The sequence below is a fragment of the Bacillus sp. CGMCC 1.60114 genome, assembly GCF_042676365.1.
Lineage (GTDB): Bacteria > Bacillota > Bacilli > Bacillales > Bacillaceae_G > Bacillus_A > Bacillus_A rhizoplanae_A.
Map to the genome: position 1 here is coordinate 1 of NZ_JBHTHG010000037.1, position 15,184 is coordinate 15,184.

Sequence of the window (15,184 nt, forward strand, 5' to 3'; positions counted from 1 at the left end):
CTTTCAATTTCGCACCATGCGGTGCAAAATGTTATCCGGTATTAGCCCCGGTTTCCCGGAGTTATCCCAGTCTTATAGGCAGGTTACCTACGTGTTACTCACCCATCCGCCGCTAACTTCTTAAGAGCAAGCTCTTAATCGGTTCGCTCGACTTGCATGTATTAGGCACGCCGCCAGCGTTCATCCTGAGCCAGGATCAAACTCTCCAATAAAGTGTTTGTCTAGCATCATAAATAAAAATTGACGTTTCACGTTGTTTGTTTCGTTTAGTTTTCAAAGTTCAACATCGCGTTTCAGCGACTTTTATAATTTAACACATTTAATTTCGAGTGTCAACTTCTTTTTTCTTTTGTCGTTGACGACGTTTATTAATTTACCATATTAATAGTTTATGCGTCAATACTTTTTCAAAAAAAAGAATACCAGGCTAGAAAACATAACGTTTCTTCTATCCTGGTAAAACATATAATTTAATGACTATAAGCGCGCCTACCCCCGGTAAACCTAAAAAACCCGAAATAAATGTAGTACCGACATTAATAGGAAGATGAAAGTTATATTGCGCTCCCACTACATTGACAACGAATAGCAACAAAGCTCCTATTACAATTTTGACAAGTGGCCTTCCTATAAAACGAAATGACTTCATAGGAGCGCCGACAATTAATAAAAGAAAGATTAACGTTAATATACCGCCAATAATTAAACGTTGTTCCATACTGTCCTCTCCCTTACAACTTGTACATTATATTTGTATGGGAAAAAGAAAAAAAAAGACCGTTAAAATTTCTTCTTCAAAACAAAAAGCCAAACGGAACATGCATACTCCATTTGACTTTTCTTTTACAACCGTTCCATTTTCACAGGACGTCTTTTTGCTTCCTTCAATAAATAGAAATATTTCGCTTCCGCCAATTTTAAATGACACAGCACATCTTCTGAAGGTTCAATACTTTGTGCTACAATTCTTCTTTGACGCATCCACTCTATCTTCACCTGTTCTAGCAATACGATTAACTTTTCATCATATTCTTTACGCAACTTCCCTTTTTTCTGAAAAAGCATTTCTATTTCTCCTACTTATTATAATTCTCTGCGACCCTCTAATGCCTTTGATAGTGTTACCTCATCCGCATATTCTAAATCACCGCCAACAGGTAACCCGTGTGCAATACGCGTCACTTTGATACCAGTCGGCTTTAACAGACGAGAAATGTACATCGCTGTCGCTTCTCCTTCAATGTTCGGGTTTGTCGCCAAAATAACTTCTTGTACCGTTTCGTCGTGCAGTCGTTTTAACAACTGAGGAATATTGATATCTTCTGGTCCAATTCCTTCCATCGGGGAAATGGCGCCATTTAACACATGATATACTCCCTGATATTCTTTCATCTTCTCCATTGCAATGACATCTTTCGGCTCTTGCACAACACAAACAATCGATTGATCACGATGAGAATCATCACAAATATAACAAGGATCTTTGTCTGTTATATGGCCACAAATAGAGCAATATGTTAAGTTTCGCTTTGCGTTTACAAGCGACTTCGCAAAATCTAATACATCATCTTCTTTCATATCCAATACGAAAAAGGCCAGGCGAACAGCCGTTTTCGGCCCGATTCCCGGCAATTTCATAAAGCTATCAATTAGCTTTGAGATTGGTTCTGGGTAGTGCATCTATGACCAGCCTCCTAGAACATACCGCCTGGTAAATTCAATCCTTTTGTAAATTGCCCCATTGTAGAAGCTGATAACTCTTCTGCTTTCTTTAATGCATCATTTGTTGCGGCTAATACAAGGTCCTGTAACATTTCGATATCTTCTGGATCTACAACTTCTTCTTTAATTTTCACTTCTAAAACTTGCTTATGCCCATTTACGATAACTGTTACCATACCACCGCCAGCTGTTCCCTCAACTGTTTTTTCACCAAGTTCCTCTTGCGCTTTCGCCATTTGCTTTTGCATTTTTTGCATTTGTTTCATCATGTTATTCATATTTCCCATTCCACCACGCATCATAATAATTCCTCCTAATTATCTCTTAATGAATGTTTATAATTTAATAAAGAAAAATTCATTTAAGACATGTTTTATTCTCTTATTTCAATTAATTGTTCTCCTACTATCTTTACAGCTTCTTCGATAAGAGGATCTTTTGGCTTTTCAGCTTCCTCTGAAGGACTACCTTCATGTTGTAAGAAACTCTCACGAATTTTTCCCCATTCACTTTTCGGGATTGCAATCATCTGCAACCTCTTTCCAAACAGCTCAAAGAGAATTTGCTCTACTGTATCTGTTGCCTCACGATTTTCACTCGCCATTTTACAATGTATTTCAAACTTAAAAGCAAGAACATACGAAGTAGTAGAAGCTGCGACCGGCTCACTATTTTCTAACAAAACCGCATAAGCAACTTTATTATAATTTTTCAATCGCTCTAACAGTTCACCCCATGCACTTTTTAGCTGCTCTAAATCTTTACGAGTCGCTTGTTTGAGCACTTCATGAACACGCCCGACTGGTATTTTCATACTACCAGAACGAGTCGGCTTCGGTGTGACCCTTGTTTCTTTAACTTCTTGCTGCATAGCTACTGGCACACCATGCTGCTTCATATTTTCTAATTCCTGTTCTAATTGCTGCATTCTTTGTAAAACAGCTTGCAAACGATCCACTCCATTTGCTTTCATCGCAAATTGCTGACACAATTGCACCATAACCACCTCTAAAAAAATACGAGGGTGGTTTGTCCACTTCATTTCTTGTTGGCTTTTACTAAGCGTATGAATAATTTCATAAATCATTTCAGGCTCCATATCCTGACTTAACTTACGAAATGAATCATCAACAATAACTCTCTCTAACATATCCTCTAGCTGCGGTGAAGTTTGATACAAAAGCATATCACGATAATAGTAAATGAAGTCTTCCATGAAGCGAAGCGGATCTTTCCCTTGATTCATGATATTGTCAACGATACGCAGTGCTTTTGATACATCATTTTCATAGATGCACCCTACAAGGTTCGCTAAATATTGCTGCGAAACGGAACCTGTAACTGCCAATACATCTTCTACTGTTACTACTTCATCACTATAAGAAATAGCTTGATCGATTAAACTTAACGCATCACGCATACCACCTTCTGCGGCACGCGCTACAATTTGAAGTGCTTCCTCGTCCACTTTCGTTCCTTCGTTGTTTACAACAGTTGTTAATCGTTCGACAATATCATGCACTGATATTTTCCGAAATTCAAAGCGCTGACAACGAGAAATAATTGTCGGTGGAATTTTATGTGGTTCTGTCGTTGCTAAAATAAAGATAACATGCTGCGGAGGCTCTTCTAATGTTTTTAATAGCGCATTAAAAGCACCCATAGAAAGCATGTGAACTTCATCAATAATATATACTTTATAGCGAACTTCGCTTGGAGCATATTTTACTTTATCTCTTATATCTCGAATTTCATCTACACCGTTATTCGAAGCCGCGTCAATTTCTAATACATCTGAAATAGCCCCTTGTGTAATTCCTAAGCATGCAGGACATTCATTACAAGGTTCAGCTGTAGGAGCATGCTCACAGTTGATTGCTTTGGCAAATACCTTTGCAATTGTTGTTTTCCCTGTTCCTCTTGGTCCAGAAAACACATAAGCATGTGACGCTTTCTCTTGAAGAAGGGCATTTTGCAACGTTTTCGTTACGTGCTTTTGACCGACTACATCTTCAAATTTTTGCGGTCTCCATGTTCGGTATAACGCCTGGTATGACACGAAAATACGGCCTCCCCCAAAGGTTATTATCTTAGTTATCCCGCTATTTTTGAACAGCAATCCCCAGCTCAAACCAAAGAAATTAGATGGGAGATAGACTGTCCGTAAAAGCCCGATTCGTTCGATTGATGATTAGTAAGGTATAAATAATCACCCACTAATTAAAGTTTCATCTTATTATAACCCATTCTGATTATAGATTCCAAAAGTTATTTTCTATACAAAAAACCCACCCTATTCATATAGGATGAGTTTTATATGCATATATAACTGCCGTGCACCTTCTGTCGATTACGTACCATAAGCGTTACTTAAGCAGTTAGCTCGGTTCAGGCACTCCTGCGGCACACGAGAAGACCCGCTTATTGCTGCTTCCTTCCGGACCTGACAAGGTTCACGGGGTCCCGTTGCGCAGGACCCAAACGTCAACACCACTTACTTAAGGCAGACCCTACAGTAGCATAACCTCGAGAAGGGATTCGGCCTCGCTAGAGCGGATTGCGAGTACAGGGCACCGCTACCTCCCCGCTTAGCACGGCAAAGTTAAAACCATATTTAGTTGCCTTATCTGAAGGCAATATCAGTATAACTTGTTTCCTAAAAAATTGCAACGTGTTAACAAAGACTATTTTTATCCAATTTTTCCTTCTCTTTCTTCCTCTTTTTGCGTAGTTCTCGGAAAAAGTTTGTTAATAAGGCTCCACACTCTTCTTCTAATACACCAACCACAACTTCAGATTGATGATTAAACCGTTCCTCTGTTAATAAATTCATTAATGTACCAGCACATCCACCTTTTGGGTCACTCGCTCCATATACAACACGCTTTACACGCGATAGCACAATTGCACCAGCACACATTGGACACGGCTCTAATGTGACATATAGGGTTGCATTTTCTAATCGCCACGTCCCTAACTTTTTGCACGCATCATCAATCGCTAACAATTCAGCGTGAGCAATTGACCGCTGCTCTGCTTCACGCAAGTTATGTGCACGACTTACCACCTCACCGTCCACTACAACAACTGCACCAATCGGTACTTCTTGTATTTCTTCAGCCTTTTTAGCTTCCTCTATCGCGAGCTTCATAAAGTAAATATCTTCTTCCATAACAAAATCCTTTCATCACAAATAACTTTTCTATATTCAATCCAATCTAAAGAGAAAGGAAAGGAGATTACATATGAAAAATACAGCACTTCTTATCATCGATATGATTAATGATTTTCAATTTTCACATGGACCTATCTTAGCACGAAAATGCAAAAATATTACAGAATCTATTTTAGAACTCAAACAAAAAATGAAAAACTCTGGCTGTCCAATTATTTATGTAAATGATCATTACCATTTATGGAGAGCTGATATCAACGAACTTATTACCTATTGCACAAATGAATATAGCCAAGAAATTATAAAAAAAATAGCACCCTCAAGCGATGATTATATTTTTATTAAACCACATTATTCTGCTTTTTATGAAACCCCCTTAAATTCATTGTTAGGTCATTTAAAGATAGAAAACCTTATTTTAACAGGGGTAGCTGGAAATATATGCATCCTTTTTACCGCAAATGACGCTCATATGAGAAATTATCAATTATATGTGCCTGAAGATTGCATTGCATCCAATTGCGACCAAGATAATAAACACGCTTTACACATTATGCAAGCAACTTTAAAAGCAAATATTTCTCCATCAATTCATTTAAAAGTGTAATAACATAAATTGATTTTCTAACTTTTTATGAAAACTAATCCTTTCTGCCTCCTCTTATGCTACAATAATTCTGTTTTGTGCTTTTTATTAGTGCTAAATTATGTTTTGGAAGGAGGCAACAGCGTGACCGGAGTACCATTTATTACGGTCGAAGGACCAATTGGTGTCGGAAAAACTTCACTCGCGAAAGCGATATCGACTCACATGCAACTCCATTTATTGAAAGAAATCGTTGATGAGAATCCTTTCTTAGGCAAGTTTTACGAAGACATCCAGGAATGGAGCTTTCAAACAGAAATGTTTTTCCTCTGCAACCGTTATAAGCAACTAGAAGACATCGATACAAAATATTTAAAACAACATATTCCTGTTGTAGCAGATTACCATATATTCAAAAATTTAATTTTTGCATCTCGAACATTACAGGGTTCCCAATACGAGAAATACATGCAAATTTATCGTATCTTAACACAAGATATGCCCGTTCCAAACGTCATCGTGTATATAACAGCAAGCTTAGAAACACTACAAAAACGAATTGCCATGCGCGGACGGGAATTCGAAAAAAATATAGATCCAAATTATTTATTACAACTCATTGAAGATTACGAAACGGCAATGGAAGCTTTCAAACAAGATCATCCGAGCATCCCCGTGCTAAAGTTCAACGGAGATAATATGGATTTTGTGAAAAATGAATCGGACTTAAACGTAATCTTATCAGCATTACAAAATACACTGACGAAGGAGATTAACCAGTAATGAATTTGAGACAAAAATACGATATTCCAAATGACGCTGTTATTACGATTGCAGGAACAGTTGGCGTCGGAAAATCTACAATGACAAATGCACTAGCAAATGCGCTTGGTTATCGCACATCATTTGAAAAAGTAGACTCTAATCCATATCTAGACAAATTTTATGGTGATTTCACACGTTGGAGCTTCCACTTACAAGTTTATTTCTTAGCGGAACGCTTTAAAGAACAAAAAAGAATTTTCGAATACGGCGGAGGATTTATTCAAGACCGTTCTATTTATGAGGACACAGGAATTTTTGCAAAAATGCATTATGAAAAAGGGACAATGACCGCTACGGATTATGAAACATACAAAGGCTTATTCGATGCAATGGTTATGACACCCTACTTCCCACACCCTGATTTACTCATTTATTTAGAAGGGTCGTTTGAAGATATCGTAGATCGTATTAAAGAACGTGGAAGACCTATGGAACAGCAAACACCGATTGAGTATTGGGAAGAAATGCATGCACGCTATGAAAATTGGATCAATGATTTTAATGCTTGCCCTGTGCTGCGTCTTAATATTAATGAATATGATATTTTACAAAATGAAAATTCAATTGAACCTATCATTAAGAAAGTTGGTCACTTCTTACAACAAACACGTAAACTCGTAAAATAAAAAACCCGTGCAATCGCACGGGTTTTTCCTATGAACTTAGTTTTTCTTTTTGGTCGGAGCAATAATTTCGCTCTCTGATTTTCCGGCATTAATGCGCTGACGTACAGTGCTTACACTAATATCATACGCCTCAGCAATTTCTTTTACCGTCATTTCTGTCCCGTTAATAACAGCCGTAATTGCTTTACGTTTTGCAGCTGCTTGTTTTTCGATTTGTTTTGGTGCTTCTACTTTCTTCACTTCTTGTTTCACATCACAGATGCAACCACTAAGTTTACGAAATGTTTCATCACTTACAATACGAGATACGTTCGCAGCACTGTTTAAAATTTTATTTTTCTTGCAAACGGGGCATTGTACATAGTATAGTGTTTTTCCGTCAAGCGGAAACGTTTGTATAATAATATCCATGGTAGCTCCTTTCATATCTATGAAGATAATCCTCGGAATATGAGTGTTTCTATAAGAGATTAAATCTCCTATATGCTACTTCCTGATTGGTTAAAATAAAAACTCGTTACGTGTTGGTAACGAGTTCTCCAATCTCCACTTATATGCGCTGTTGTCAATTATATATGGCGGAGGAAGAGGGATTCGAACCCCCGCGCGGCTCGCACCGCCTGTCGGTTTTCAAGACCGATCCCTTCAGCCAGACTTGGGTATTCCTCCGTATTCACATGACATGAAATATAATATCAAAAGAAAAACAGTTCGTCAACCCTACTATATATAGAAAAGGAAAGGAAAGAGATTTTTTCTCTTTCCCTTCTCATACAATTTATCCAATCTAATAAACAGGATGATTGTCAGTGTCAAATGTATCTCTTCTCTTGTTAAGAATTCCACTTATTCTTACTGGATAACAAGAGATGTGTATGAATAAAACTTTATTTAATTACTGTTTTTCCTCCCATATAAGGACGAAGAACTTCCGGAATGATAATAGAACCATCTTCTTGTTGGTAGTTCTCTAAAATAGCAGCTACCGTGCGGCCAATCGCAAGCCCAGATCCGTTTAGTGTATGAACATGTTCTGGCTTCGCATTTGTATCACGGCGGAAACGAATGTTTGCACGTCGCGCTTGGAATGCTTCAAAATTACTACAAGAAGAAATTTCACGATATGTACCGTAGCTAGGAATCCATACTTCGATATCGTATTTCTTCGCTGCTGTAAATCCTAAATCTCCTGTGCACATGCTCATTACACGGTATGGAAGTCCTAATAATTGTAATACACGCTCTGCATCATTTGTTAATTTTTCTAGTTCTTCATAAGAATCTTCAGGTTTTACAAATTTCACAAGTTCTACTTTATTAAATTGATGCTGACGAATTAAACCACGTGTATCACGACCAGCAGATCCTGCTTCAGAGCGGAAACATGCACTAAATGCAGCATAACGAATTGGTAGTTGTTCTCCACTTAAGATCTCATCGCGATGTAAGTTTGTTACAGGTACTTCAGCTGTAGGAATTAAGAAATAGTCCTCACTCTCAATACGAAACGCATCTTCTTCAAACTTTGGAAGTTGTCCAGTACCCACCATACTTGTGCGATTTACCATATACGGAGGCAAAATCTCTTCATAGCCATGTTCTTCTGTATGAAGATCCAGCATGAAACTAATTAAAGCTCGCTCTAATCTTGCACCTGCTCCTTTATAGAATACAAAGCGGCTACCTGTTACTTTCCCAGCACGTTCAAAGTCTAGCATACCTAAATCTGTTGCAAGATCCCAGTGTGGTTTTGGTTCGAACGTAAATTCTGGAACTTCTCCCCACGTACGAGCTTGTACATTATCATCTTCCGTTTCGCCAACTGGTGTAGATTCATGTGGAATATTTGGAATAGATAGCATTAATCGCTCAAGATCTTCTTCCACTTTACGAAGCTCATTATCAAGCTCTTTAACCTTATCCCCTACTTCACGCATTTCTAAAATAAGTGCCTCTGCATCTTTCTTTTCACGTTTCAATACAGAAATCTGTTGAGATACTTCATTGCGTTTGCTTTTTAATTCTTCCGTTTGTACAAGTAATTCTCTTCTTTTTGTGTCTAATTCTTCAAAACGACCAAAGTCTGTTAAGTCTTCGCCTCTATGTTGCAATTTCGCTTTTACTTCTTCAAAGTTTGTACGCAAAAATTTAATATCAAGCATGGTAATTCCTCCTTTATTTTTAGAAAAACAAAAAACTCCCGTCCCTGTACAAAGGGACGGGAGTTAACCCGCGTTGCCACCCTAATTGAAAGCATACTTGCTTTCCTCTCAAGTAGAAATAACGGCTCTTCACCGGAAATGCTTACTTGTCCAAAGACTGTTCCGCATTTCACTCCAGGATGGATTCACAAGTAGTTTCTATCGGTTTACACCAGCCACCGACTCTCTATAAGAAACACTTCTTGCTACTACTTCCTATCAACACATTTGTCGTATAAAATAGTTACCATCAATTTACTATAATCTTACACAAGTTGCAAGTCACTTATACGACTTTTTTCATTTTCGCTTCTTTCACCATCTCTACGAAATAAGCTGTAACACGATGATCTTCTGTTAGTTCTGGATGGAAAGAAGCTGCTAATAAATGATTTTGTCGAACCGCTACCATGCGATCTTCATGTGTACATAATACTTCTACATGATCTTCTACATCTACAACATATGGCGCACGAATAAATACACCGATAAAGTCTTCGCCTACACCTTTCATAGAAAGGGCAACCTCAAAGCTATCTTTTTGACGACCAAATGCATTTCGTTCTACGGTAATATCCATTACACCAATATGTGATTCTTCATATCCAATAAGGTTCTTTGCAAGTAAAATCATACCTGCACATGTACCAAACATCGGTTTTCCTGTTTTAGCAAATTCACGAAGAGGTTCCATGAAACCATATTTATCAATAAGACGGCGCATTGTTGTGCTTTCACCGCCTGGTAAAATAAGTCCATCTACTTCCTCTAGCTGCTCTGTACGTTTCACAACAACAGCCTGTGCACCACTTGCTTCTATTGCACGTACATGTTCACGAACAGCCCCTTGAAGTCCCAATACACCGATTGTAATCATTTCAAAAACTCCTTTAATTACCAACCGCGCTCTTGCATGCGTTGTTCTGGTAATAATGTTGAAATTTCAACACCTTTCATTGCATTACCTAGCCCTTTAGAAAGACGAGCAATTAATTCATAATCTTCATAATGTGTTGTTGCTTCAACAATTGCACGTGCAAATTTTTCTGGGTTTTCTGATTTAAAAATACCAGAACCTACAAACACACCATCTGCACCAAGTTGCATCATTAATGCAGCATCAGCTGGAGTTGCAACACCGCCCGCTGCAAAGTTTACAACTGGTAAACGACCAAGACGTTTAATTTCAAGTAATACTTCATAAGGAGCACCAGTGTTTTTTGCGTATGTCATTAATTCATCTTCACGTAGGCTCGCAACTTGACGAATTTCTGCGTTTACTTGACGCATATGACGTACAGCTTCTACAATATTCCCTGTGCCAGGCTCACCTTTTGTACGAAGCATAGATGCGCCTTCAGCAATACGACGCGCTGCTTCACCGATATCACGACATCCACATACAAACGGAACAGTGTAATCACGTTTATTTAAATGGTACACTTCATCAGCTGGAGTTAATACTTCACTCTCATCAATATAGTCTACCCCTAATGATTCAAGCACACGCGCTTCCACAAGATGGCCAATACGACATTTTGCCATAACTGGAATTGATACAGCACCCATTACTTCTTCTACAATCGTTGGATCTGCCATACGCGAAACGCCACCTGCTGCACGAATATCAGCTGGAACACGTTCTAGTGCCATTACAGCAACCGCACCTGCTGCTTCTGCAATTTTTGCTTGCTCAGCGTTAACTACGTCCATAATGACGCCGCCTTTTTGCATTTCTGCCATTCCACGTTTTACACGCTCTGTTCCTGTTACATTAATCATGTACAAAAACCCCCCTAGGTGAATTGCTTTTCCCCGTTCACGACGAAAAGTAAGAATACTCTTACATTCTACCATTACTTATTAGAGGCTTGTCTACTATTTTTTTTTTGATATAATCGATGCCAAAAACAAGAAATAAAAAAAGCCCCCCTATGGGGAGCTCTTAGAACCAACCTTTTACAGTATCAACTGTACTATGCCATATACCACTAAAGAAAGAACCAACGCTTCGCATAGAAAGAACAAACCAATTCGCTTTCTCTACTTCTTGTTTTGTTACAAGGTCTACTTGCATTGACTTACCAGTTAAAAATCCTACATCATTTGGATCTTTTGCTGATACAGTCATATAACCAATTGTCGTACCTTTTTTGATTGGTGCTTCATTATCTTTATTTACTGCTTTGAAATCTGTTTTATAAACATCTTTACTTCCTTTTGGCATTGGAAGTACAACTTCTTCCTTCGTTTGTACTGCTACATCTGTATCTTTTGCTTTATTTACATGAACTGTTTCATGACCTTTTACTTGAGAATTTTTCGGGTATACTGTTTTTGTTTGGAAATTTGTAAAACCGTAATCAAATAGTTTCTTTGTTTCTGCAAAACGTGCTGTGTGAGAGTTCGTATTAATAACAACAGAAATTAGACGCATACCATTACGTTCTGCTGTACCCGTAAAACAATCTCCAGCTTCTGGAGTAGAACCTGTTTTCAAACCATCTACCCCTTCATATTGCATAACTAATCCAGGTAACATCCAGTTCCAGTTATCCATTTTTACTGGATATTTTCCACCTTCTTGGAATGTCTTTTTCGGTATTTTAGATGTCTCTAACGTATCCGGATACTCTTTAATTAAATGCTGCGCTAAGGTTGCAACATCTCTAGCAGACATTTTATTTTCTTCATCCGGAGTTGTCCCTTCAGGCTGCTTTCCTTTTAAATCTTTATTTGTTAATCCTGTACAGTTTACAAATTTATAGTTCTTTAATCCGAGCTCTTTCGCTTTGTCGTTCATCATCTTAACAAAATTAGCTTCTGAACCAGCGATTAATTCAGCTAAGGCAATTGTTGCGCCATTTGCAGAATAAATTGCCATTGCCTCGTATAACTCTTTTACAGTATAAGTACCGCCATTTTCTAAAGGAACATTTGATAAAGATCGATCTTGTGAAATAATATGCGCATATTCAGAAACTTTCGTTTTTTGATTCCACTTAATTTTTCCTTTTGCGACTGCATCATGAACTAAATACTCACTCATTATTTTTGTCATACTCGCAATTGCTAATAGTTCATCCGGATTTTTTTGATATAAAATTTTCCCAGACTTCGCTTCCACTAAAATCGCCGCACCTGCTTCAACATTCAAAGGAGCATTTGTTTCTGCAAATGCGCTGCTGTATGTAAAAAACATGCTGCAAAATAGTGTAAGTACTGTTACAATCGCAAGTATTTGTTTACGGAACATACCTGTCACTTTTGTTACCCCCAATATATTTGTACTCACATAAACGTTATTCTAACACAATCAAAAAAAAATAGACAGGGATACTAAATCTCTGTCTATTTTTATATCCGACATTATAATGAATAGTTTGGTGCCTCTTTTGTAATTTGTACATCATGCGGATGACTCTCACGTAATCCAGCACCTGACATACGGATAAACTGTGCATTTTCACGTAAGAATGGTAAATCAGCTGCACCGCAATATCCCATACCTGCACGTAATCCACCAACTAATTGATCTACCGTATCCGCTAAAGGACCTTTAAATGGAACACGACCTTCGATTCCTTCTGGAACAAGTTTTTTATTGCCTTCTTGGAAGTAACGATCTTTACTTCCTTTTTCCATTGCTCCAACAGAACCCATACCGCGGTACACTTTAAATTGACGACCTTGGTAAATTTCTGTATCTCCAGGGCTTTCTGCCACACCGGCAAAAATACTTCCAAGCATAACAACGTGTGCACCTGCTGCTAATGCTTTTACAATATCACCAGAATATTTAATTCCACCATCGGCAATGACTGGAACACCGTATTTACGAGCTTCTGTTGCACAGTCATACACTGCAGTTAACTGAGGAACACCAACACCAGCTACAACGCGTGTTGTACAAATAGAACCTGGTCCAATACCAACTTTAACAATATTTGCACCTGCTTCAATTAATTCACGAGTTGCTTCCGCTGTTGCAACGTTACCAGCAATAATGTTTAATGTAGGGTATTTAGCTCGAACCTCTTTCACTTTGTCTAATACACCTTGTGAATGTCCGTGAGCTGTATCAATAACAATTACATCAACATTTGCTTTTACTAATGCATCAATGCGTTGCATTGCATCCGCTGTTACTCCAACAGCTGCACCTACTAATAAACGACCTTGTTTATCTTTCGCAGAGTTTGGAAACTCGATTACTTTTTCAATATCTTTAATTGTAATCAAGCCTTGTAATACGCCGTTATCATCAACAAGAGGGAGTTTTTCAATTTTATGTTTCTGTAAGATTTTTTCAGCATCTTCTAGTGTAGTATGAACTGGAGCTGTAATTAAATGCTCTTTCGTCATTACATCGGAAATCTTAATTGAATAATCCTGGATAAAACGCATATCACGGTTTGTAATAATTCCTACAAGCTTTCGCTCTTCTCCGTTATTTACAATTGGAACACCTGAAATACGATATTTTCCCATCAAATGTTCTGCATCATATACTTGATGGTCTGGACTTAAAAAGAAAGGATCTGTAATAACGCCGCTTTCAGAACGTTTTACTTTGTCGACTTGCTCAGCTTGTTGCTCAATAGACATATTCTTATGAATAATACCTAATCCACCTTGACGAGCCATTGCGATAGCCATATCAGCTTCTGTTACCGTATCCATACCCGCACTAATTAAAGGGATGTTTAATTGTAAGCTTTCAGATAAAACTGTTTTCACGCTTACTTCTCTTGGTAATACATCAGATTTGGCTGGTACAAGTAATACATCATCAAACGTTAAACCTTCTTTAACAAATTTAGATTCCCACATAAATGATTCCCCCCATGATACCTGAAATTATTATTAGTAGCTTAACAATTGGTTAAAATACTGTCAAGAAAGATAGTATATGTTAGAATTTTCTAAAAATAAAAGGAGAGTATACAATGCAGCATTCATCAATCATTTGGCAGAAATTAAGCTTCTTCCTTTCTTCTACTCACACACAGCATTATCTTACCCATTGCTACAAAAAATTAGGTAATACAAATACTGAGAAAAAGAGCTTTGAAAATTGTTATCCATTTATTTATTACTTAGAGCATGGAAAAAATTACTATGATTTGTGTCATGCTGCTCCACTTTCCATAAAACCAGTATTATTGTTTTATGGAATGAGCCAACTACTAAAAGCTTGTTTACTTACAGTCGATCCTAATTATCCGGAATCAACCTCTGTATTAGCACATGGGGTCACAACAAGAAAGCGAAAAAAACAAAGCTATCAGTTTATAGATGATGAAGTTAAAATACAAAAACATGGATTATTTACTCAAGTTGCGGAACAAATGTTTCATGTGAAACATTTAGAGGGAGAGAAATATACAATGGGAGAGTTACTACAACGAGTCGCAGAACTAAACGATTTATTCCAATACAGTAAAAGAAAAAATAGGCTATATAAACTAAACGAGGAGACAGATAATACCTTTACTTTTCCTACTCATGTTTTAGATTCTTTTCATATGACGGAAGAACGTTTTATACGATATATGGAGGGAATTTGCAAACATCTTAACATTCAATATACAAACGTTAAAGAAAATGACTCATACTTACATTTCACAGCTCCTATTAGGCAATGGAATCCATTATACAGTGCACCTCTTACATATAATCACTATACAAATACCTATTATTTACCTGCCAATGGCGATACAGCTCCCATTTTCCCAGAATTACTTACGCATTATCTTCTGCTTTATAACCTAAGTATGATTTCCCGTTATGAAACAGATTGGTGGTACGATTTACTTGGAAGTTATTCTTCTGAAGATTACCCGTTTATTTTTCAATTTTTAGCTGTTACAGCGGAAAAAGTGCCACACTATATTTATTTATATTTAATGAATCAGCATAATAATGCTATTTCTTAGGAAATAAAAAAGACGAGTCCAATGACTCGTCTTTCGTTTGCCTGGCAACGTCCTACTCTCACAGGGACAAAGTCCCAACTACCATCGGCGCTAGAGAGCTTAACTTCCGT

General features: G+C 37.6%; 16 protein-coding genes, 1 tRNA gene, 1 rRNA gene, 1 other RNA gene and 1 other annotated feature. Of the genes, 4 read left to right on the forward strand and 15 right to left on the reverse strand.

Annotated features, from left to right (window positions below; all coding sequences use genetic code 11):
- The 8 genes from ACFQZ1_RS10030 to tadA all read right to left on the reverse strand — a co-directional run.
- Window positions 1–212 (reverse strand): 16S ribosomal RNA (locus ACFQZ1_RS10030); the annotation flags it as partial.
- Between the two features lie 236 nt (window positions 213–448).
- Window positions 449–718 (reverse strand): pro-sigmaK processing inhibitor BofA family protein, encoded by a 270-nt coding sequence (locus ACFQZ1_RS10035; protein ID WP_377882014.1) that lies wholly within the window; start codon window positions 716–718, stop codon window positions 449–451.
- 125 nt (window positions 719–843) lie between these two features.
- The gene (locus ACFQZ1_RS10040; RefSeq protein ID WP_377882016.1) at window positions 844–1,065 is read right to left on the reverse strand and encodes a YaaL family protein; all 222 of its coding nucleotides are present in this window, start codon (window positions 1,063–1,065) and stop codon (window positions 844–846) included.
- 18 nt (window positions 1,066–1,083) lie between these two features.
- Window positions 1,084–1,680 (reverse strand): recombination protein RecR, encoded by a 597-nt coding sequence (gene recR, locus ACFQZ1_RS10045; RefSeq protein WP_098310719.1) that lies wholly within the window; start codon window positions 1,678–1,680, stop codon window positions 1,084–1,086.
- Between the two features lie 14 nt (window positions 1,681–1,694).
- On the reverse strand, window positions 1,695–2,021 hold the full coding sequence (locus ACFQZ1_RS10050) for a YbaB/EbfC family nucleoid-associated protein (protein ID WP_377882043.1): 327 nt from the start codon (window positions 2,019–2,021) through the stop codon (window positions 1,695–1,697).
- Between the two features lie 74 nt (window positions 2,022–2,095).
- Window positions 2,096–3,781, reverse strand: a complete 1,686-nt coding sequence (dnaX, locus tag ACFQZ1_RS10055) for a DNA polymerase III subunit gamma/tau (protein WP_377882018.1) — start codon at window positions 3,779–3,781, stop codon at window positions 2,096–2,098.
- Between the two features lie 273 nt (window positions 3,782–4,054).
- An RNA gene (ffs, locus tag ACFQZ1_RS10060) (signal recognition particle sRNA large type) lies at window positions 4,055–4,319 on the reverse strand.
- Window positions 4,320–4,396: 77 nt separating this feature from the next.
- Complete coding sequence (tadA, locus tag ACFQZ1_RS10065; protein WP_377882020.1) at window positions 4,397–4,894, reverse strand: tRNA adenosine(34) deaminase TadA; 498 nt, start codon at window positions 4,892–4,894, stop codon at window positions 4,397–4,399.
- A gap of 73 nt (window positions 4,895–4,967) precedes the next feature.
- Between tadA and ACFQZ1_RS10070 the strand changes: the two genes are divergently transcribed.
- The 3 genes from ACFQZ1_RS10070 to ACFQZ1_RS10080 all read left to right on the forward strand — a co-directional run bounded on the left by ACFQZ1_RS10070 (window position 4,968) and on the right by ACFQZ1_RS10080 (window position 6,934).
- A complete protein-coding gene (locus tag ACFQZ1_RS10070; protein WP_377882022.1) occupies window positions 4,968–5,504 on the forward strand; it encodes a cysteine hydrolase family protein in 537 nt (178 codons plus the stop codon).
- Window positions 5,505–5,627: 123 nt separating this feature from the next.
- Entirely contained in the window at window positions 5,628–6,266 is a 639-nt protein-coding gene (locus tag ACFQZ1_RS10075) for a deoxynucleoside kinase (protein ID WP_377882024.1), read from the forward strand.
- Entirely contained in the window at window positions 6,266–6,934 is a 669-nt protein-coding gene (locus tag ACFQZ1_RS10080) for a deoxynucleoside kinase (RefSeq protein ID WP_377882027.1), read from the forward strand. The genes ACFQZ1_RS10075 and ACFQZ1_RS10080 overlap by 1 nt, the downstream gene beginning before the upstream one ends.
- Before the next feature lie 36 nt (window positions 6,935–6,970).
- Here ACFQZ1_RS10080 and ACFQZ1_RS10085 read toward each other — a convergent pair whose 3' ends face one another.
- The 7 genes from ACFQZ1_RS10085 to guaB form a co-directional block, all read right to left on the reverse strand.
- A complete protein-coding gene (locus ACFQZ1_RS10085) occupies window positions 6,971–7,345 on the reverse strand; it encodes a sigma factor-like helix-turn-helix DNA-binding protein (RefSeq protein WP_377882029.1) in 375 nt (124 codons plus the stop codon).
- Window positions 7,346–7,510: 165 nt separating this feature from the next.
- Window positions 7,511–7,603: transfer RNA gene (locus ACFQZ1_RS10090), tRNA-Ser, on the reverse strand.
- 218 nt (window positions 7,604–7,821) lie between these two features.
- Window positions 7,822–9,096: a serine--tRNA ligase gene (gene serS / locus ACFQZ1_RS10095; protein WP_377882032.1), complete on the reverse strand. Its 1,275-nt coding sequence runs from the start codon at window positions 9,094–9,096 to the stop codon at window positions 7,822–7,824.
- A gap of 49 nt (window positions 9,097–9,145) precedes the next feature.
- Window positions 9,146–9,367, reverse strand: a binding site (T-box leader).
- Between the two features lie 54 nt (window positions 9,368–9,421).
- The gene (gene pdxT, locus ACFQZ1_RS10100) at window positions 9,422–10,012 is read right to left on the reverse strand and encodes a pyridoxal 5'-phosphate synthase glutaminase subunit PdxT (RefSeq protein ID WP_377882035.1); all 591 of its coding nucleotides are present in this window, start codon (window positions 10,010–10,012) and stop codon (window positions 9,422–9,424) included.
- A 17-nt stretch (window positions 10,013–10,029) separates the two neighbouring features.
- Window positions 10,030–10,914, reverse strand: coding sequence for a pyridoxal 5'-phosphate synthase lyase subunit PdxS (gene pdxS / locus ACFQZ1_RS10105; protein WP_211482641.1), 885 nt, complete (start codon window positions 10,912–10,914; stop codon window positions 10,030–10,032).
- 166 nt (window positions 10,915–11,080) lie between these two features.
- Window positions 11,081–12,400 (reverse strand): D-alanyl-D-alanine carboxypeptidase family protein, encoded by a 1,320-nt coding sequence (locus tag ACFQZ1_RS10110; RefSeq protein ID WP_377882037.1) that lies wholly within the window; start codon window positions 12,398–12,400, stop codon window positions 11,081–11,083.
- Window positions 12,401–12,504: 104 nt separating this feature from the next.
- A complete protein-coding gene (guaB, locus tag ACFQZ1_RS10115; protein WP_377882039.1) occupies window positions 12,505–13,968 on the reverse strand; it encodes an IMP dehydrogenase in 1,464 nt (487 codons plus the stop codon).
- 116 nt (window positions 13,969–14,084) lie between these two features.
- Between guaB and ACFQZ1_RS10120 the strand changes: the two genes are divergently transcribed.
- Complete coding sequence (locus tag ACFQZ1_RS10120; RefSeq protein ID WP_377882041.1) at window positions 14,085–15,074, forward strand: YaaC family protein; 990 nt, start codon at window positions 14,085–14,087, stop codon at window positions 15,072–15,074.
- Window positions 15,075–15,184 lie beyond the last annotated feature (110 nt).

Bases quoted from the DNA above. Each gene is read 5' to 3' on its own strand.
- ACFQZ1_RS10035 (WP_377882014.1), bottom strand. From the start codon at position 718: ATGGAACAACGTTTAATTATTGGCGGTATATTAACGTTAATCTTTCTT.
- ACFQZ1_RS10040 (WP_377882016.1), bottom strand. From the start codon at position 1,065: ATGCTTTTTCAGAAAAAAGGGAAGTTGCGTAAAGAATATGATGAAAAG.
- recR (WP_098310719.1), bottom strand. From the start codon at position 1,680: ATGCACTACCCAGAACCAATCTCAAAGCTAATTGATAGCTTTATGAAA.
- ACFQZ1_RS10050 (WP_377882043.1), bottom strand. From the start codon at position 2,021: ATGCGTGGTGGAATGGGAAATATGAATAACATGATGAAACAAATGCAA.
- tadA (WP_377882020.1), bottom strand. From the start codon at position 4,894: ATGGAAGAAGATATTTACTTTATGAAGCTCGCGATAGAGGAAGCTAAA.
- ACFQZ1_RS10070 (WP_377882022.1), top strand. From the start codon at position 4,968: ATGAAAAATACAGCACTTCTTATCATCGATATGATTAATGATTTTCAA.
- ACFQZ1_RS10080 (WP_377882027.1), top strand. From the start codon at position 6,266: ATGAATTTGAGACAAAAATACGATATTCCAAATGACGCTGTTATTACG.
- ACFQZ1_RS10085 (WP_377882029.1), bottom strand. From the start codon at position 7,345: ATGGATATTATTATACAAACGTTTCCGCTTGACGGAAAAACACTATAC.
- serS (WP_377882032.1), bottom strand. From the start codon at position 9,096: ATGCTTGATATTAAATTTTTGCGTACAAACTTTGAAGAAGTAAAAGCG.
- pdxT (WP_377882035.1), bottom strand. From the start codon at position 10,012: ATGATTACAATCGGTGTATTGGGACTTCAAGGGGCTGTTCGTGAACAT.
- guaB (WP_377882039.1), bottom strand. From the start codon at position 13,968: ATGTGGGAATCTAAATTTGTTAAAGAAGGTTTAACGTTTGATGATGTA.
- ACFQZ1_RS10120 (WP_377882041.1), top strand. From the start codon at position 14,085: ATGCAGCATTCATCAATCATTTGGCAGAAATTAAGCTTCTTCCTTTCT.